General features: G+C 68.7%; 17 protein-coding genes, 2 tRNA genes and 1 pseudogene. 13 read left to right on the top strand and 7 right to left on the bottom strand.

Features of this window, described 5'->3' with window-relative positions:
- The first annotated feature begins 72 nt into the window (after positions 1-72).
- From ACZ1DY_RS34575 to ACZ1DY_RS34555, 5 genes are read left to right on the top strand one after another with little or no spacing between them, the layout of a single operon-like run.
- Positions 73-1,053, top strand: coding sequence for a hypothetical protein (locus ACZ1DY_RS34575; RefSeq protein ID WP_465482178.1), 981 nt, complete (start codon positions 73-75; stop codon positions 1,051-1,053).
- Positions 1,046-2,011 carry a DNA methyltransferase gene (locus tag ACZ1DY_RS34570; protein WP_465482177.1) on the top strand — a complete coding sequence of 322 codons (966 nt, stop codon included), beginning with the start codon at positions 1,046-1,048 and terminating at the stop codon, positions 2,009-2,011. Before ACZ1DY_RS34575 ends, ACZ1DY_RS34570 begins: the two co-directional genes overlap by 8 nt.
- Positions 2,008-3,261, top strand: a complete 1,254-nt coding sequence (locus ACZ1DY_RS34565) for a DNA-methyltransferase (RefSeq protein WP_465482176.1) — start codon at positions 2,008-2,010, stop codon at positions 3,259-3,261. Before ACZ1DY_RS34570 ends, ACZ1DY_RS34565 begins: the two co-directional genes overlap by 4 nt.
- The gene (locus ACZ1DY_RS34560; protein WP_465482175.1) at positions 3,258-4,127 is read left to right on the top strand and encodes a DNA-methyltransferase; all 870 of its coding nucleotides are present in this window, start codon (positions 3,258-3,260) and stop codon (positions 4,125-4,127) included. Before ACZ1DY_RS34565 ends, ACZ1DY_RS34560 begins: the two co-directional genes overlap by 4 nt.
- Complete coding sequence (locus ACZ1DY_RS34555) at positions 4,124-4,357, top strand: helix-turn-helix transcriptional regulator (protein ID WP_233629710.1); 234 nt, start codon at positions 4,124-4,126, stop codon at positions 4,355-4,357. Before ACZ1DY_RS34560 ends, ACZ1DY_RS34555 begins: the two co-directional genes overlap by 4 nt.
- 404 nt (positions 4,358-4,761) lie before the next feature.
- On the opposite strand, the gene ACZ1DY_RS34550 is transcribed toward ACZ1DY_RS34555, so the two are convergent.
- Positions 4,762-4,971 (bottom strand): hypothetical protein, encoded by a 210-nt coding sequence (locus tag ACZ1DY_RS34550; protein WP_465482174.1) that lies wholly within the window; start codon positions 4,969-4,971, stop codon positions 4,762-4,764.
- A gap of 9 nt (positions 4,972-4,980) precedes the next feature.
- Between ACZ1DY_RS34550 and ACZ1DY_RS34545 the strand changes: the two are divergent.
- Positions 4,981-5,766: pseudogene (locus ACZ1DY_RS34545) on the top strand (site-specific integrase); the annotation flags it as partial.
- Positions 5,767-6,011: 245 nt separating this feature from the next.
- Here ACZ1DY_RS34545 and ACZ1DY_RS34540 read toward each other — a convergent pair.
- Positions 6,012-6,084: transfer RNA gene (locus ACZ1DY_RS34540), tRNA-Lys, on the bottom strand.
- A gap of 195 nt (positions 6,085-6,279) precedes the next feature.
- Between ACZ1DY_RS34540 and ACZ1DY_RS34535 the strand changes: the two genes are divergently transcribed.
- Both ACZ1DY_RS34535 and ACZ1DY_RS34530 read left to right on the top strand, forming a co-directional pair.
- Positions 6,280-7,500: a L,D-transpeptidase gene (locus ACZ1DY_RS34535; RefSeq protein ID WP_371878824.1), complete on the top strand. Its 1,221-nt coding sequence runs from the start codon at positions 6,280-6,282 to the stop codon at positions 7,498-7,500.
- Between the two features lie 264 nt (positions 7,501-7,764).
- Positions 7,765-7,971, top strand: coding sequence for a hypothetical protein (locus ACZ1DY_RS34530; protein WP_465482173.1), 207 nt, complete (start codon positions 7,765-7,767; stop codon positions 7,969-7,971).
- An 86-nt stretch (positions 7,972-8,057) separates the two neighbouring features.
- On the opposite strand, the gene ACZ1DY_RS34525 is transcribed toward ACZ1DY_RS34530, so the two are convergent.
- Both ACZ1DY_RS34525 and orn read right to left on the bottom strand, forming a co-directional pair.
- Positions 8,058-8,133, bottom strand: a tRNA-His gene (locus tag ACZ1DY_RS34525).
- A gap of 77 nt (positions 8,134-8,210) precedes the next feature.
- Positions 8,211-8,819: an oligoribonuclease gene (gene orn, locus ACZ1DY_RS34520; protein WP_126732813.1), complete on the bottom strand. Its 609-nt coding sequence runs from the start codon at positions 8,817-8,819 to the stop codon at positions 8,211-8,213.
- Positions 8,820-8,931: 112 nt separating this feature from the next.
- Between orn and ACZ1DY_RS34515 the strand changes: the two genes are divergently transcribed.
- Both ACZ1DY_RS34515 and ACZ1DY_RS34510 read left to right on the top strand, forming a co-directional pair.
- A complete protein-coding gene (locus ACZ1DY_RS34515) occupies positions 8,932-10,461 on the top strand; it encodes a helicase HerA-like domain-containing protein (protein WP_465482172.1) in 1,530 nt (509 codons plus the stop codon).
- A gap of 46 nt (positions 10,462-10,507) precedes the next feature.
- Positions 10,508-10,885, top strand: a complete 378-nt coding sequence (locus ACZ1DY_RS34510) for a DUF3224 domain-containing protein (RefSeq protein WP_257484711.1) — start codon at positions 10,508-10,510, stop codon at positions 10,883-10,885.
- A gap of 85 nt (positions 10,886-10,970) precedes the next feature.
- Here the strand turns inward: ACZ1DY_RS34510 and ACZ1DY_RS34505 are convergent, their stop codons facing one another.
- The 3 genes from ACZ1DY_RS34505 to ACZ1DY_RS34495 all read right to left on the bottom strand — a co-directional run bounded on the left by ACZ1DY_RS34505 (position 10,971) and on the right by ACZ1DY_RS34495 (position 14,088).
- The gene (locus ACZ1DY_RS34505) at positions 10,971-11,912 is read right to left on the bottom strand and encodes a S1C family serine protease (RefSeq protein ID WP_465482171.1); all 942 of its coding nucleotides are present in this window, start codon (positions 11,910-11,912) and stop codon (positions 10,971-10,973) included.
- 80 nt (positions 11,913-11,992) lie between these two features.
- A complete protein-coding gene (locus ACZ1DY_RS34500; RefSeq protein WP_465482170.1) occupies positions 11,993-13,321 on the bottom strand; it encodes a M20 family metallopeptidase in 1,329 nt (442 codons plus the stop codon).
- Positions 13,318-14,088 (bottom strand): class I SAM-dependent methyltransferase, encoded by a 771-nt coding sequence (locus ACZ1DY_RS34495; RefSeq protein WP_257484714.1) that lies wholly within the window; start codon positions 14,086-14,088, stop codon positions 13,318-13,320. Before ACZ1DY_RS34495 ends, ACZ1DY_RS34500 begins: the two co-directional genes overlap by 4 nt.
- 141 nt (positions 14,089-14,229) lie before the next feature.
- On the opposite strand from ACZ1DY_RS34495, the gene ACZ1DY_RS34490 reads away from it, so the two are divergent.
- The 3 genes from ACZ1DY_RS34490 to ACZ1DY_RS34480 are packed head-to-tail and all read left to right on the top strand — an operon-like array spanning position 14,230 to position 17,205.
- A complete protein-coding gene (locus ACZ1DY_RS34490; RefSeq protein WP_465482169.1) occupies positions 14,230-15,171 on the top strand; it encodes a DNA-3-methyladenine glycosylase family protein in 942 nt (313 codons plus the stop codon).
- A 35-nt stretch (positions 15,172-15,206) separates the two neighbouring features.
- Positions 15,207-15,920, top strand: coding sequence for a M50 family metallopeptidase (locus tag ACZ1DY_RS34485; protein WP_007031724.1), 714 nt, complete (start codon positions 15,207-15,209; stop codon positions 15,918-15,920).
- 52 nt (positions 15,921-15,972) lie between these two features.
- Positions 15,973-17,205, top strand: a complete 1,233-nt coding sequence (locus ACZ1DY_RS34480) for an aldehyde dehydrogenase family protein (RefSeq protein WP_465482168.1) — start codon at positions 15,973-15,975, stop codon at positions 17,203-17,205.
- Positions 17,206-17,292 lie beyond the last annotated feature (87 nt).

Raw genomic sequence — 17,292 nt, 5'->3', positions numbered from 1 at the left:
CGGGCTCAAAAGCGGCCTCTTGGGGTGACTTGGCAGACCACGCCGAGGACTGTCCGCGAGGAAGGGCTACCGATGACCTCGACACCGCACCGTGATCACAACGGCCGCCCCCGCCGCACACCACGGCATCACCCGACCCACGACGGTCACGACAACCACGCCAGGCGCCGGACGGCGTCCCTGGGCTCCGCCCGGCGGCGCATCCGCGGCCCCCGGCCGACGACATTCTGGGCATTCGCGGACGCCGAGCAACTGCCCGGCACCGCACAGCTCGCCGGTTGGCTGGGGCGTACCGTCGTCACCCTCGTCACGACCTACACGAGCCCGGGTGACCGCGTCCTTCTTCTCACGCCGCCCGCGCCGAACCAGGTTCCGCCGCGCGCCACCGGCAGGGTCCACGACTCCGTCCACTACGGCGGACTCGCTGAAGCGGTCTGGACCGTCAGCCGCCTCGGCCGCGGCGTCGACACCGCGGCCGCCGTGCCGGTCCGGGACCAGTGCAGCGATCGCGCCGACTCGCGCCCGGTCACTCGAAACGAGTCGGTGACGCGACCCCGCCCGAGTCGGCTCGGCCTTCGGTCGGTCGCCGAACCGTCCCCCGACTCCACGCGTTGCGCGCGGGCCGACGGAGACCGCTCCCGCGGCACATTCGACCTGATCATCACCGCTGTCGACCCGGGTGCCACCGACTGGATCGGACACACCGACTGGAACACGCAGATCACTCCGGAAGGCATCGTCGCCCTCATCACCCACAGTGAACGACGAGCCGGGCGCCTCGTCGAACCCATCGCCGAACTGTCCGCCACGCTCGGTAACTACCAGCTGCGTTGTCTCGACCACATCGCCGTGCAGTCCGCCCATGCCTCTGACTTCTCGGTCGCCCATCAGGACGCGCATACGAGGGAGGGCCGTGTCACTAAGCCTTCCGCGAGCCTCGACAGGCCGGTGCACTTCCGGCAGGTCCACCACGACCTCGTCCTGTTCGCGCGGCCATTGGTCACAGAGGACGAAGCCGACGTTGCCAGGGGAGGAGAAACCTCAGATGTCTGAGCGCACGAGCCGACCGCTGTCCGCTGGAGAACTCGACCAGGAAGACCGTCTCGTGCCGACTTCGGTGTGGCCGACGGGGACGCTTTCTTTCCGAACTCAGCTCGAGGACGGTGGTTACCACGAGGCCACGGGCACCGACTCCGCGCTCATGGCTCCGGCGATCGCCCGATACGCGATCTCGGCCTTCACGAAACCCGGAGATGTGGTCCTCGATCCGGACTGCGGAGCAGGCACAACGGTCATCGAAGCGCTGCGCTGCGGAAGGCACGCGATCGGGCTGACCGATCAGCGCCGGTGGTGGCGGCTCGCCCGGGCGAACGTGACCACCACCAAGGCCGGTGGCGTGTTCGTCGACGGCATGGTCCTGGTCCTCGACCGGCGCCCCGGCACGGCCGTCGCCGCTGCGACAGCGGGCCTGACCGGACGCGTGGATCTCCTGCTGACCGCGCTGCGTCCCGGCCGGAACAGCGACATGGAAGGCGACGTGGACCGGTTGGGAACCTTGCTGGCGCAGTACCGGCCGCTGGTTCGTCCCGGCGGCCATATCGTCGTCACCTGCTCCCCGTGCCGCCACCCGACTCGGCACGAGCTGATCGACGTTCCCGGCCGGATCGAGGCGATCGGGAACGCAGCCGGACTGGTCCCGGTGGCCCGATGCGTCGCCCTGACCGCGGCGGTGCAACGAGGCAGGACCCACACCCGCACGACGTTCGCCCAGCGCCGCGCCGTTCGGCGAGCAGAAGACGCCTTCGGGTACCCGATCGCGCTCCCGGCGCACCACACGGTGCTGGTCTTCCAAGCCGATCCGGACGCCATCGACCAGGCCGCGGCCGAACCGGCGTGGCCGTCTCCCACACGCGTGGACGTGCACCGACGACGACGCAGGAGCCGTCGACGTCCGGAGGCAGCGACTTCCGGCTTCGACACACGAACAAACGCGGATCAGGAGGCGGCGTGAACACGCAACCGAGGAGCACCGTCCACTACCGCGACGAGTCGGTCACGCTGCTGACCGGCGACGCCGCGTCGACCCTGACCGGAATGCCGGATCGGTCGGTGGATTGTGTTGTCACCAGTCCGCCCTACTGGGGTTTGCGTGACTACGGAACCGGGAGCTGGGTCGATGGCGACGCCGACTGTGCGCACCTGGCCGCGGCCGGGCGCGGCGGCAACGTTCGCCAGTCCATACAGCGTCAATCCGCTTACCCTGCCTCGGCCGCGCATCGTGGCGGTGCACCCGCGCGTTGTCGCCGGTGCGGCGCGCGGCGGGAGGACGACCAGCACGGTCTGGAGCCGACGCCGCAGGACTACGTCGACCGTCTCCGCGAGGTCTTCGGCCAGCTGCACAGGGTGCTGGCCGATACCGGCACGGTCTGGCTGAACCTGGGGGACTGCTACGCCACCGAGCCTCCCGGTCGCGCCGGCGACGCGATGCGGGCGAGCACGTTGACCGGTCGGAGCTCGGCGGCGCAGCTGCGGGATTCCGTCCGCCGCGCGGGAGCAGCGCGCGCCCACGACCTTCCCCGGAAGAACCTGATGGGCATGCCGTGGCGGGTCGCGTTCGCGCTCCAGGAAGACGGGTGGATCCTGCGCAACGCGATTGTGTGGCACAAGCCCAACGCCATGCCCGAATCCGTGCGAGACCGACTGTCCAACCGGTACGAGATGTTGTTCCTGCTGACGAAACAGCAGAAGTACTTCTTCGACCTCGACCCGATCCGCGAACCACTCGCCCGTCCTGAAGCGGTCGGGGAGGGCATCGTGATCGGCGGCGCGAACAAGGGCCGCTACGGCGGTATCGACGCGACCGCACGCCGCCGTGGCAACAGCGTGTACGGCAAATACCGGGACACCGAACCGTTCGCCGGAAAACCCCACGGCGACGCGATGCGCCCGACCGGCGCCCAACACACCGCGGCGCATGCACGGGGCAAAAACCCCGGGGACGTCTGGTCGATCACCACCCGACCGTTGCGGGAGGCGCACTTCGCCGCGTTCCCGGTCGACATCCCGCTGCGCTGCATCGCCGCCGGCTGCCCGGACGGCGGTGTGGTGCTCGATCCGTTCAGTGGCGCAGCCACCACCGGCCTGGCCGCGAGGAAACTCGGACGGAACTACATCGGTATCGACCTCAATCCCGACTTTCACGACATCGGGCTGCGGCGCCTCGGCCTGGCAACCAGAGGTGGAGATGAGGTGGCGGCATGACGGACTCGCACATGGCCAGCCACAGCCGACACGGCCTGGTCCCCTCCTCTAACGGGGATCGCGTACGGCTGTGCCTCGGGGACGCACGCGAAGTCCTCGCCGCCATGCCGTCGGCGTCGGTGGATTGCGTGGTGACGTCTCCGCCGTACTGGGGCTTACGCGACTACCGGGTCAACGGCCAGCACGGGGCGGAGCCCACGATCGAACAGTACGTCGACCGGCTTGCCGATGTCTTCGACGAAGTCGGGCGCGTGCTAACACCGACCGGCACGGCGTGGCTGAATCTCGGCGACAGCTTCGGCGGCTCGTGGGGGAACTACGTCGCCCGCGGATCCGTCGCCCGGACCGCGTCAGCCCGCTCGGCGCAGGCCTACGGGGTGCACCGCCCGCCCCAGTCGAGGTATCGCGCGAAGGATCTGATCGGGGTTCCGTGGCGTGTCGCGTTCGCCTTGCAGGACCGGGGCTGGTTGCTGCGGAACGCGGTGGTGTGGGCAAAGACCAACGGGCGTCCGGAAAGCGTCCGCGACCGGCTTTCGCAGCGCTACGAGTCGGTCTTCCTCTTCGCCCGCAACGGTGAGCACTGGTTCCGCGGAGACGGTGCCGTAGGAGTGGATTCGGATGTCTGGACGGTCGCGGCGGACCGCGGCCGGACCGGGCATCGCGCCGCCGGAACCGTCGAGATCGCCCACCGTTGTGTGCGGCTCGGATGCCCGGACGGCGGCGTCGTGCTCGATCCCTTCTCCGGCAGCGGAACGACCGGCCTTGCCGCGTTCGCGCAGGGCCGCTCGTTCATCGGGATCGACCTGGATCCCGAATGCCATGCCCTGGCCCGACGCCGGCTCGGAAGCTTCCTGGAAGAGCCGTGAACCCGGACGCCGAGCGGTTCACGACGTTGACCCTGGACGAGGTCGCGGCGCTGCCCGCCGTTGTCGATTTGATGACCGCCGCGCGTGCGTTGGGGATCGGCCGGACCACGGCCTACGGCCTGGCCCGCAACGGCGACTTCCCCTGCCCGCTGCTACGTGTCGGTGGCGAGTACCGCGTACCCACCTCCGGGCTTCTGCGCGCGCTGGGGATTGATCCATCCATCAGGTGAATTCGTCACCTCTCGGGCTTCCCCGAGAGGTGTGGTCAGCGCGAGCATCGTGCGGACCCGCTGATTCAACCGAACAGAAAGGAGGACGACTGGTGGCACAGATACCGCTGGGGTCGGTCTTCAAGCGTTGTTCCTGCCGGGACAACAACAATCGCGAACTGGGCAGCAACTGTCCGAAGCTGACTCAGCATCGCCATGGCCAGTGGTGCTGGCGGATCGAGCTACCCGCCGACACCAGGGGCACTCGGCGTCCCCGTCGCCGAAGTGGCTTCGAGTCGGCGACGAAAGCCCAAGAGGAACTGGACCATGTCCGGGATCTGCTCGCGATCGCCGAAGACGACGACGAGGACACGCGACGAAAAATCGGTGACGTGATCGCCACAGCGGTCGCGAAGAAACAGAAGCTACCGGAAGCAGACGACGTCCGGCGCCTCGTGCGCGCGGGCGCCAGTGTGCTGGAACATCCGTATATGCACGAGGTCTTCACGGCCTTCCTTGCCTTGAAGAAGAAAAATCGGAGCCGCAACACCTACCGGTCGTATGAGTCGCATGTCCGGCTCTACCTGCGCCCGCACCTCGGTCACATTCGCCGAGACAAACTCGGTGTGCCGCACCTGGAGAGCATGTTCGACGCGATCGTGGAGCACAACGACCGCATCGCCGAGTACCGGAACAGCGGGGACCCGCAGAAGATCGCGGCGGTGAAGTGGCAGCGTCCGGTCGGGCCGACGTCGATCCGACGAATCCGGGAAACGCTGCGTGCGGTGCTCAGCCCCGCGGTGAAACAAGGCCTGCTGACGGTGAACGTGGCATCGCTGGTCGAGTTACCACCGGCAAAGCGGCCAACGCCGAAGGTGTGGACGGCCGAGCGCGTTATGCGCTGGAAGCTCACGGGAGAGATCCCGTCGCCGGTGATGGTGTGGACACCGGAGCAGACCGGCCAGTTCCTCGACGCCGCGGTGAACGACCCGCTGTATCCGCTCTACCACCTGATCGCTCATGTCGGCCTCCGGAGAGGGGAGGCCTGCGGACAACGCCGGGCAGATACCTATCTGGACGCAGCGACGTTGGAAGTGGCAAACCAGATCGTGCAGTACGGGTGGGAGACCGGCCAGTCAGCGCCGAAGACCAACTCGTCGGAAGGCCTCGTCGCACTCGACGCGAACACCGTCCTCGTCCTGCGTCAGCACATCGCCTGCCAGGACGCGGACGAGGTCCGGCTCGGCAGCGATTGGGTCGACAGCGGGCTGCTGTTCACCCAGCCGGACGGGAGCCCTCTGCATCCGGCCGATGTCACTGAGCGGTTTTACGAGATCGTCCGCCAAGCCGGGCTGCCGCCCATCCGCCTGCACGACCTCCGGCACGGCGCCGCCACGCTCGCCCTCGCCGCCGGTGCCGATATGAAGGTCGTTCAGGCCATGCTCCGGCACTCGTCGATCACCGTGACCATGGACACCTACACCACGGTTCTGCCGGAAATCGCACTCGCAGCGGCCGAGGCCACGGCCAAACTCATCCCCAGGAACCCCGCCCGACAGCTCGGGCTCGTCTCGGGCGCGGATCAGACCACAATGGACAGTAAGGAAGTGGAAGAAATGCATCCACATAACACAAAGCCCCACGTCATCGAAACCGAAAACGTGGGGCTTGGGTGTGCGCCATCAGGGACTCGAACCCCGAACCCGCTGGTTAAGAGCCAGCTGCTCTGCCAATTGAGCTAATGGCGCCTGCTTGTTCCGCCGCTTTGGTGTTCCCCTCGGCGACGTGGAAAACATTAACACAGGGTTGCTGGGGCCCGTTTCAGGGGGGTCCCCTAACGACGGGCCGGGACGTATTCGGCCATCCGGCCGCGAGCGTTGCGGCCGGTCAGGCAGACTATAGCCAGACGTTGGGGTTGGTACCACGCGAAACGGGCGGTGTGCATGAGGGTCTGGGGAGCGACGGGGCGGTCGCGGGTGGCTGTGGTGGCGTTGGTGGCTGGGTTCACACTGGCCGCGTGCAGCAGTACACCGTCGGGTGAATCGCCGTCGCAGGGTGGTGCTCCTGGGGGTTCGCAGCCGAGTGCCGCGCCCGCGCCGGAGCCGAAGCCGGCCGTGGTGACGCTGACCCCGGCGCAGGGTGCGGCGAACGTGGCGCCCGGCGAGCCGGTCACGGTGGCCGTGGCCGACGGCAAGGTGGGCGAGGTCAAGCTGACCGGCGCCGACGGCAAGGTCGTCGCGGGCAAGCCGAAGGAAGACGGTTCGGGCTGGGAGTCGGCGGAGCCGCTCGGCTACGGCAAGACCTACACCGTCACCGCGGCCGCGACCGGCACCGACGGCAAGCCGGTCACCTCGACCTCGACGTTCTCCACGGCCAAGCCCGGCCGTCAGATCGGCGTCTCGATCAACCTGGTCGAAGGGGAGACGGTCGGCGTCGGCCTGCCGTTGATCTTCACCTTCACCGGCAACGTGCCGGACAAGGCGGCGACCGAGAAGATGCTGAAGATCGTCACCGAGCCGCAGGCCGAGGGCGCGTTCCACTGGTTCGGCGAGAAGACCGTGATGTGGCGGCCCAAGGAGTACTTCAAGCCGGGCACGAAGATCTCGGTCAACGCGGCGATCTACGGCAAGAACCTCGGCAACAACACCTTCGGCCGCGAGGACAAGCCCGCCAAGGTGGTCGTCGGCGACAAGCTGGTCGCGACCGCGGACGGCGGCACGCACCAGATGAAGGTCGTGGTGAACGACCAAGAGGTCAAGCAGATGCCGATCTCGATGGGCAAGCCGTCGAGCAGCACCCCGGCCGGGACCTACACGGTGATGAGCGAGCACACCGGGTACACGATGGACTCCAGCACGTACGGCGTCCCGACGGACAGCAAGGCCGGCTACCGCACGTTCGTGAAGTACGCGGTGCGGATGTCCAACAGCGGCATCTTCTACCACTCGGCGCCGTGGTCGGTCGGCTCCCAGGGCAAGCGGAACGTGAGCCACGGCTGCATCAACCTGTCGACCGAGAACGCGAAGTGGCTGATGGACACTTCGAAGAAGGGCGACATCATCACGGTCACCAACTCGGGCCCGCAGGTGCTGGAGCCCACCGACGGCTGGTCGGTGTGGCAGATGTCGTGGGACGACTGGAAGACCGGCGGAGACCGGAACTGACCTATGGCCATGAGGGGTCCCGTTAGGACGTCCTAACGGGACCCCTCATGGCGTTTCCAGGGGGCCCGTAGTGGTGCTCCCACTGCATTTCGCCGCTGGTCTTGTAGCGGCACTTCTGGGTGCCGGTGTCCCAGATCTTCGCTGGATCGCGTAGACACCGCTGGTACTCGAGTTCGGCGAGGTACTTCTGCGACTGGGCCTTCGTGCAGTTCGGGTACCCCGGTTCGCATCGCCACGGTGACTTCTTGGCCGAAGTGCGAAGGCTTGGGTGGGCTCACCGTCACGGTCACCGGCGGCGGTACCGAAGTGGACGGCGTCGCGGTCACGGTCGTGACCGGTGTCGACGTCATCGCCGGCACCGGTGTCGGGTTCGGCGGGTGGGCCGTGCAGGCCGAAATCAGCGCGAAGAGTCCCGAGATCACCAACATCGGCCAGCGTCTCATGGCATCCTCCGCGCGAGTTACTTCCTGAACTCGCGCGAGCGCCACGCCGCGTTACCGATACCCGGAAAAAGCGAAACCCCAGCCTGCCGGAAGAACCGGCCGAACTGGGGTTGATGGGGTGAGCGACGGGTTTCGAACCCGCGACCTCCTGGACCACAACCAGGTGCTCTACCAGCTGAGCTACGCCCACCATCGCCGGGCTCGGGGAACTCCCCATCACCTCGGCCGCACTATATTAGCGTGCCCGTTTCGGGGGCTCGCAACGGGTTACCCTTGGTGGCGTTCCTGCACTTCAGCGGCCGCGGCCTTGGCCTGTTCGGTGGTCGGGCCGGGCTGCGGGACGAAGGCGGCGCGACGGTAGTAGTCGAGCTCCCCGATGGATTCCTTGATGTCGGCGAGCGCGCGGTGCGCGAGGCCCTTCTCGGGCTTGGCGTAGTAGATCCGCGGGTACCAGCGCCGGACGAGTTCCTTCACCGACGAGACGTCGACCATGCGGTAGTGCAGGTGCGCGTCGAGCAGCGGCATGTCGCGGGTGATGAAGCCGCGGTCGGTGGCGATGGAGTTGCCGGCGAGCGGGGCGACGTTGGCCTCGGGCACGTGCGCGCGAACGTACTCGAGCACGCGCTGCTCGGCCTCTTCCATGGTCACGGTGGAGCGCCGGACCTCTTCGGTGAGGCCGGAGCGGGCGTGCATTTCGCGGACGACCTCCGGCATGCCGTCGAGGGCTTCGTCGTCGGCGTGGATGACGATGTCGACGCCTTCGCCGAGGACGTTGAGCTCGGCGTCGGTCACCAGCGCGGCTATTTCGATCAACGCGTCCTTGCCGAGGTCGAGCCCCGTCATCTCGCAGTCGATCCAGACTAGGCGGTCGTTCACCCCGAAACCCTAACCCGACCCGGGGATTCGTGGCGCGCGACGTGCGGGTTCGGCGCGTTGCTGGCACCGTGTGCATCCTCAGGTGAGTCATGTCACAGATCGGGGAGCGACAGTGGCCGAACAGGGTCCAGCCCAGGAGATCGCGCAGGGATACGTGAGCGAGGGGGCGGCGGTCGAGCTCGGCGCCGTCGTGATCGACGGCAAGGCCGACGCCGGCGCGGCGGTCCGCCTGCCGCTCGCGACGCTGAACCGACACGGGCTGGTCGCGGGCGCGACCGGTACCGGCAAGACGAAGACCCTGCAGCTGATCGCCGAACAGCTGTCGGCCGCGGGGGTGCCCGTGGTGCTGGCGGATGTGAAGGGCGACCTGTCCGGGCTCGCCGCGCAGGGCGAGAGCAACGACAAGATCGCCAAACGCGCGGAAGAACTGGGTGACTCCTGGGAGCCCGCCGCGTTCCCCGTGCAGTTCCTGTCGCTGGGCACGGGCGGCAAGGGGTCGCCGATCCGCGCGACGATCACCAGTTTCGGCCCGATCCTGCTGTCGAAGGTGCTGGGGCTCAACGAAACCCAGGAGTCGACGCTCGGCCTGATCTTCCACTGGGCCGATCAGCGCGGGCTGGCGCTGCTGGACACGAAGGACCTCCGCTCGGTCATCACGCACCTGACGAGTGACGAAGGCAAGGAGGACCTCAAGGGCATCGGCGGCGTCTCGGCCGCGACGGCAGGCGTGATCCTCCGCGCGTTGTCCAATCTGGAGGCTCAGGGCGGCGAGGACTTCTTCGGCGAACCCGAGCTGGACGTCCACGATCTGATGCGCGAGGTCGACGGCAAGGCGATGGTGACCTTGCTGGAGCTGGACAACCTCCAGTCGAAGCCGGCGCTGTTCTCGACCTTCCTCATGTGGCTCCTGGCCGAGTTGTTCGAGGAGCTGCCCGAAGAGGGAGACCTCGACAAGCCGAAGCTGGTGTTCTTCTTCGACGAGGCGCACTTGCTGTTCAACGACGCGTCGAAGGCGTTCCTGGAGCGCATCGAACAGACCGTGAAGCTGATCCGGTCGAAGGGTGTCGGCGTCTTCTTCTGCACACAGCTCCCGACGGACATCCCGAACAACGTCCTGTCCCAGCTGGGTGCGCGGGTGCAGCACGCGTTGCGCGCGTTCACGCCCGAGGATCAGGCGGCGCTGACGAAGACGGTGAAGACGTATCCGAAGACGAAGCACTACGAGCTGGACTCGGCGCTGACGTCGCTCGGTATCGGCGAAGCGATCGTCACCGTCCTTTCCGAGCGGGGCGCGCCGACACCGGTCGCGTGGACGCGCCTTCGCGCGCCGCGTTCGAAGATGGGTTCCATCGGCGCCGAAGCCATTTCCGCGGCGACGACGTCTTCGGACCTGCACGCGAAGTACTCCGAGACGATCGACCGTGAGTCGGCTTACGAGAAGCTCGCCGCGAAGGTGGCGGCGGCGCCGCCGGCCGGTGAGGCGCCGCCGCCCGAGGCTCCCGCTCCGAAGCCGGAGAAGGAAGGCCCCGGCATGGTCGAGCAGGCGATGAAGAACCCGGCGGTCAAGTCGTTCCTCCGCTCGGCGGCGAGCGCGCTGGGGAGGGAAATCACCCGCGGCCTGTTCGGGAACCGGAGGCGGTGAGGAATACCTGACGCGATCTGTCAGGTATGTCGGGCAGGCTCGGCGCATGACCAACACCGCGACAGCGTCGTTCACCGTGGACGGCTGGGATCCGCAAGCCACCGAGAAGGCCGAAGGCACCGAGTTCTCCCGGGTGCTGCTGACCAAGACGTTCACCGGCGACGTCGAGGGGACCAGCGCCGTGGAGATGCTGACGGCGGTGAACGAGACGTCGTCGGCGTACGTCGCCTTCGAGCGGCTGGCCGTCACCGTCGACGGGCGCAAGGGTGGCTTCGTCCTGCATCACTCGGCGGGGGAGAACGGGCATCACCTGATCGTCTTGCCGGGCTCCGGTCACGGTGAGCTGGCGGGTATCACCGGAACGGCGGAGATCGTCAAGGACGACGAAGGCAACCACACCTTCACGCTCACCTACGAACTCTGAAAGTCCGTGAAGGCCTCCTGTCGAAGGAGGCCTTCACGGACAGTGCCTGCTGGGCCGCCCCCTGACAGCGGTCCAGACGGCCGGATCAGCCGACGATCTGCTCGGCGATCTTCTTCGCGTCGTTGATGGGGATCGCGAAACCGATGCCGATGCTGCCGGTCGAGGCCGGGTTGTACAGCGCGGAGTTGATGCCGATGACGTTCCCCTGCGCGTCCACCAGCGCCCCGCCCGAGTTGCCCTGGTTGATCGGGGCGTCGGTCTGGATCGCGGTGTAGCTCGGACCGGCTTCGTTCGTGGTCCTGCTGTAGGGCGAGCGCCGCTCCTGACCACTGCTCAGCTCGTCGAGCTTGCGGTTCAGCGCGCTCACGATCCCGGTGGTCACGGTGTTCTGCAGCCCGCCGGGCGAGCCGATCGCGACGACCTGCTGGCCGACGGCGAGCTTGCTGGAGTCGCCGAGCGAAGCCGGCGTCAGGCCGCTCGCGTCCTTCGCCTGGAGCACGGCGATGTCGGCCTTCGTGTCGGCGCCGACCACGCTGGCCTTGTACTGCTTGCCGTCCGACAACGTGACGGTCACGTCGCCCTCGGCGTCGGCGACCACGTGGGCGTTGGTGAGGATGCGCCCGTCCGCCGTCAGGATGACGCCGGAGCCGACCGCCTCACCCTGCGCGGTGGTCACGTTCACCTGGACGACACTCGGCGTCACCTTCGCGGCGACCCCGCTGACGTCACCCGAAGTGTTGTTCCCGACCAGTTGCCCGTTGGCGACCGCGGACGAACCCGTGCCCGACGCCGACGACGTGGAGCCGAGCCCTGAGATCGCCGCTCCGCCGACACCACCGACGAGCGCGGCGGCGAGCGCCGTCGCGCTGACGAGGACGGCGACCCGGCCGCCCTTCTTGCGTGGTGGCGGGGCGACGAGCGGATTCGGCGCGGCCTGCCAAGTGGGGTAACCGGGGTACTGCTGCTGATGCGGCGGCTGGTGCCCACCGGTTGAGGCGGGGCCTGGCCGACTCTCGTTCTCGGTCATGGAACAAGATTCGCGCCCGTACTTGTGAACCGCCTGTGGAATCCCCCTGTGCTTTCCTGAGAAGAATCAGCTGAGAACGCTCAGTCGAAGAACGCCGGTACGTCCAGCGCTCCGCCCGACGCCTCGAACTCTTCGTGCACCGCGGCGCGGAGTTTCGCGTCGGCCAGGTAGTCGACGGCGGTCAGCGCCAGTCCCAGCGCGCCGTCGACGACCGCGCGATCGCCGTCCGGCGAACCGGCCGCGGCCGCGAACTCCTTGGTGTGCAAGGCGGTCGTCGGTCCGGCGATGGCGATCATCGGGTGGATCGCGGGCATCCGGTAGGAGAGATTGCCGAGATCCGTCGAACCGGTGAGGAATTCGGGCACGATCCCCGGCGGCAGCGGTTTGCGGCCGGCGTCGACCTGGTGCACGGACCAACGCCCGGCGAGGGTGGTGTTGAACCGGATCGGGAGATACGCGGGCTGGGCGTCCCATTTCAGTTCGACTCCGCAGCCGGTCATTTCCGCCGCACCACGCGCGATCGCCGAAACCCGCTCGGCGAGGTCGCGCAGCGTGTCCGGCTGCGCGGAGCGGAGGTAGAACAGCAGGGCCGCGCGTTCGGGGACGACGTTCGGCCGCGCGCCGCCGTCGGTGAAGACCCCGTGGACGCGGTCGCCCGACGGCAGATGCTGCCGGAGCGCCGCGACTCCCTGGTACGCGGCGACGGCGGCGTCGAGCGCGTTGCGTCCCATGAACGGCTGAGCCGAGGCGTGCGCGCCGACCCCGTGGAACACCATTTCCAGCTGCCGCCTGCCGAGGAACGGGTGCATGGCGATGTCGTGGCTGAACGGATGCAGCATGACCACCGCGTCGACGTCGTCGAAAACGCCGACGCGGGCCATGGTCTCCTTGCCGCCACCGCCTTCCTCCGCCGGTGTGCCGATCAGCGAGACCCGGCCGCCGAGGCGTTCGGCGACCGCCGCCGCGCCGAGGAAGCCGCCCGCGCCCGCGGTGCAGATGACGTTGTGCCCGCAGCCGTGGCCGAGCCCGGGAAGCGCGTCGTATTCGGAGAGGACCGCGATATGCGGGCCGCTGCCGGGGGTGGTCGCGACCAAGGCGGTGTCGAGCCCGCCCGCGCCGATCGTCACCTCGTGGCCGTGCCGCTCGAGCAGGTCACCGAGCGCGCGGACCGAGCGGTGCTCGGCGAAACCCTCTTCCGGATGAGCGTGCAGGTCCTGGCTCAGCCCCACCAATTCCGCTTCCAGCGCGCGGATCTCGGTGCTGACGGCGTCTCGCGTGGCGGCGTCCGCGCCGTCGTGGGGCGAACCGAGGGGTTCGGCCGCGGCGACGGCGTCCGCGGTCGCGTCGACCAGCGAGCGGAGATAGCTGTCGTCGGGCGGGATCGGCGAAGCGTGCTCAGAGCGGATCATTTCCGGATGTTAACTCCTAGCTCGCCGGTGACGATCTGCGTGACACCGGAGTACCGCTCGCCGACGTGGTCGAAGCCCCGCCGGAACAGCTTCGCCGCGATCTCGCCGCGGTCGAACATCCGCTGCCCGCTCAGCCTGCCGAGGACGGTGTCCGCCAGCCGCATCGGCTGCTCGCCGTGCCGGGCGCTGGTCAGCACCACCAGCGAGCCGCCGGGTTTCAGCACCCGGGCGAACGAATCCAGTGCCGCGTCCGGATCGGCGAACATGTGCAGCGCGGCGAAGCAGCAGACGCCGTCCACAGTGGAATCGTCGAGCGGCAGGTCGACGGCGTCGGCGCGCAGATAGGTCACCGAAGGGGGATTGGGCGCGGCGAGGGCCTTCTCCAGCATGGAGACCGAACCGTCGAGCCCGATGGACAACCCGTCCGGACCGACCGCTTCGCCGAAAGCGCGGGTGAACCTGCCGGTGCCGCAGGCGACGTCCAGCGCGACCTTGCCGGGCCGGAGGCCGAGCGCTTCGAGCGCGATCCGGACCTCGCCTGCCATGCTCGGGCCGTTCAGTCCTTTCGCGACCCTGCCCAATGCCGGCCGCCAGTACCGCTCGTAGATCATCGGCACGGCGGAGGTGCGCATCAGCCGCTGAGCGAGTCCGGTCGGTGGCCCCGCTTGCGGGATTTCCCCCAGCAGGTCAAGGAAATCCTTGCGGTCGGCGGCGGGTGTGGTGCCCGGCCGCAGGAGGCTCCTCAGACGTTCGCGATGGTCCGGCATGGCTGCTCCCTTCACGGTCCTCACCGGAGAATCTGCCATGACCGGCCCGTTCGCGACATTCCCGCCGCCACGACCCGAAACTGTCGGTGGCCCTCTCTAACGTCGGAGGGAGTCGCCGTTCCCCAGCCGAAGGAGCCCGAAATGACCGGCTCGATCCTGCAGCACACCGCCTCGACCACGCTTCGCATCCCGGTGCGCGGCCCGTTCGACCTCGACAAGTCCATCCGTTTCCTGACCGATTTCCCGCCCGCGTGCCGCGCGGACGCCGCCGCCGAACCCGGCACCCTGCGCTTCGCCTTCCCCGCCGAGGCGGGCTGGGAGCACGTCGGTGCGGCCGTCAGACAGAGATCGCCCGGTTCGATCGAGGTGGAGGTCTTCGCTGAAGAAGGCCTCGCCGTCGAAGTCGGCGCCCAGGTCCGGCGGATCCTGTCGGTGGACGTCGACGGCGTCGGCTTCGCCAAGGTCGGCACGGCGGATCCCGTGGTGCGCCGCCTCCAGCAGGCGCACCCCGGGCTGAGGCCGGTGCTGTTCCATTCGCCCTATGAAGCGGCCTGCTGGGCGATCCTGAGCCACCGGGCGGGGATGTCCCAGGCGGCCACGGTGAAACGACGGCTCGCCGAGGAGTTCGGCAGGCCCGTGGACGTCGGCGGGAAGGTCCTCAGGTCGTTCCCCGCGCCGGACGTCCTGGCCGGGCCGGAGGCCGGGCGGGCGCTGCCGGAGGTGAAGGCCGAGCGGTTGCGCGCGGTGGCCAACGCCGCCAAGGACGGTCTGCTCGACGCCGCGTACCTGCGTGCGATGCCGGTGCCGGACGCGTTGCGCTGGTTGCAGCGCTTGCCGGGGATCGGCCCGTTCTCGGCGCAGCTGATCCTGATCCGGGGCGCCGGGCACCCGGACGTCTTCCCCAGTGGCGAACCCCGGTTGCAGGAGGCCATGCGGGCCGCGTACGACCTGCCTGAGGCACCACCCGAAGAGCTGGAGGAGCTGTCCGCCGTGTGGCGGCCCTTCCGCAGTTGGGTGGCTTTCGCCCTGCGCAACGACGGGGAGTTTCGCACGCGCGGGATCGGAGGTTCGATGACCGCCTGACACGGGACATATCCGGCTTGTGGTGAGCTGAAGAGGTGAGCTCGTCTCCCGCCGAAACGGTTTCCGACATCGCCCAGTCCACCCCTCCCGGCACGATCACCCTGGTCACCGGTGGTCTCGCGCTGCTCGTGGTGCTCTCGGGCAGGCCTTGGCGGATCGCCCGCAACCTGATCACGCTCGTCCACGAGGCGGGTCACGCGCTGGCGGCGGTGCTGGTCGGCCGCCGGCTGCAGGGCATCAAGCTGCACTCGGACACCTCCGGCGTCACGGTCTCCCGTGGCAAACCGGAGGGCCCGGGGATGGCGTTCACCGCGCTCGCCGGGTACCCGGCGGCCGCCGTGCTCGGGCTGGTGTTCGCGGGGCTGCTCTCGTCGGACCTGATCACCGTCGTGCTGATCATGATGGCGTTGATGCTGCTGGGTGTGCTGGTGATGGTGCGCAACACCTACGGCGTGTTCACCGTGGTCGCCAGCTCGGTGGTGCTCGGGCTGGTCGCGCTGGTGGCGCCCTCGTGGTTCCAGGCGATCTTCGTCTACCTGCTGACCTGGTTCCTGCTGTTCGGTGGTGTCCGGCCGGTGGTCGAGCTGCAGATCAAGCGGCGCCGGGGAGCGGCCCGGGATTCCGACGCCGATCAGCTCGGCAGGCTCACCGGGATGCCCGCGGTGCTGTGGGTGCTGGTGATGGCCGTGCTGACGGTGAGCTGTCTCTTCGCGGGCGGGTTGTGGCTGCTGGAGCCGACCGTCGCCTGACCGGGGCGGTACGGCAGACTGATGGCTCGTTCCGCGCGGAAGGAGTCAGCAGATGGATGAGGTCGCCAAGGCCGTCGAGGAATGCGCTCGATCGGCGAAACGGGCCGCGCCGTCACTGGCCGCCGCGACCGCGGAGGCGATCGACGCCGCGCTGAACGCCATGGCGGACAAGCTGGTCGAGCACGCCGACGTCGTGCTCGAAGCGAACCAGGCCGACATCGCCAAGGCACGCGAGGACGGCATGAGCGCGGGCCTGCTCGACAGGCTCACCATCACGCCCGAGCGGCTGACCGGGATGGCCGAACAGCTCCGTCTCCTGGCGGGTGCGCCGCATCAGGAGCGGTTCGTCGACGTGTCCACTTTGGACGGAGGCCTGCGGCTGGTGGAACGCCGCCGCCCGGTCGGCGTGATCGGCGCGAACTACGAGGCGCGCCCGAACGTCACGGTGGACGTCGCCTCCCAGCTGGTGAAGTCGCGCAACGGTGGCGTGCTCCGCACGGGTTCCGCCGCGCTCGGCTCGGCGCAGCGCCTGCGCGAGACGGTCATCGCGCCCGCGCTCTCCGAAGCGGGTATCGACCCGGACGTCATCCAGCTGGTGCCGCGCGCCGAGCGCGAAGCGGCTTCCGCGCTGGTCCGGTTCCCCGCGCTCGTGCCGCTGGTCATCCTGCGCGGCAGCGGTGACAGCACCCGGGCGCTGGCCACCGAGGCGGCCGTCCACGGCGTCCGCACGCTGGCGCACGCCGATGGCGGCGGTGTGCTGTACGTCGACGAGGCTGCCGACACCGACAAGGTGCGGGACCTGGTCTTCAACAGCCTCGACCGGCTCGGCGTCTGCAACCGGCTGAACCTGCTGCTGATCCACGAGAGCGCGCACGACCGCGTCTGGCCCGGCATCTCCGGCGCGCTGGCCGAGCGGGGCGTCACCCCGTCGCTCGCGCCGCACGAGCACGCCATCGGCTACGAATGGGCGCTCGACTCCGACCGCGAAGCGACCGTCACCGTCGCGAAGGTCTCCGGCCTGCCCGAAGCGGCGGAGATCGCCAACGAACGGACCTCGGGCCTGGCCGCCGGCATCGCGACCGAAAGCAGCGAAGCGGCCGACGCGTTCTTCGACGCGTACACCGGCACCGGTGTCTTCTGGAACGCCCCGACCCGGCTGCTCGACGGTTTCAAGCTCCTCGCCGTCCCCGAGACCGGCATCAACCTGGACAAGGTCCCCGGCCCGCGCGGCCCGGTCACCTACACCGATCTCTACGTGCGGCAGTACGCCGTGCTGCCCGCCTGACCTCACGTTGGTCGTGAGTGGCGATTCGGGTTAGAACACGAAACGCCACTCACGACCGGGCTCGCTCGCGGAAGTGGTAGCAAAGGT

The organism is Amycolatopsis sp. PSD-21, from assembly GCF_055561455.1.
Note: the sequence above shows the minus strand (reverse complement) of the source record. Positions and strands in the feature narration are given on the sequence as shown.

Coding starts and splice junctions, on each gene's coding strand:
- ACZ1DY_RS34575 (WP_465482178.1), top strand. CDS start 73: ATGACCTCGACACCGCACCGTGATCACAACGGCCGCCCCCGCCGCACA.
- ACZ1DY_RS34570 (WP_465482177.1), top strand. CDS start 1,046: ATGTCTGAGCGCACGAGCCGACCGCTGTCCGCTGGAGAACTCGACCAG.
- ACZ1DY_RS34560 (WP_465482175.1), top strand. CDS start 3,258: ATGACGGACTCGCACATGGCCAGCCACAGCCGACACGGCCTGGTCCCC.
- ACZ1DY_RS34535 (WP_371878824.1), top strand. CDS start 6,280: ATGAGGGTCTGGGGAGCGACGGGGCGGTCGCGGGTGGCTGTGGTGGCG.
- ACZ1DY_RS34510 (WP_257484711.1), top strand. CDS start 10,508: ATGACCAACACCGCGACAGCGTCGTTCACCGTGGACGGCTGGGATCCG.
- ACZ1DY_RS34505 (WP_465482171.1), bottom strand. CDS start 11,912: ATGACCGAGAACGAGAGTCGGCCAGGCCCCGCCTCAACCGGTGGGCAC.
- ACZ1DY_RS34500 (WP_465482170.1), bottom strand. CDS start 13,321: ATGATCCGCTCTGAGCACGCTTCGCCGATCCCGCCCGACGACAGCTAT.
- ACZ1DY_RS34495 (WP_257484714.1), bottom strand. CDS start 14,088: ATGCCGGACCATCGCGAACGTCTGAGGAGCCTCCTGCGGCCGGGCACC.
- ACZ1DY_RS34490 (WP_465482169.1), top strand. CDS start 14,230: ATGACCGGCTCGATCCTGCAGCACACCGCCTCGACCACGCTTCGCATC.
- ACZ1DY_RS34480 (WP_465482168.1), top strand. CDS start 15,973: ATGGATGAGGTCGCCAAGGCCGTCGAGGAATGCGCTCGATCGGCGAAA.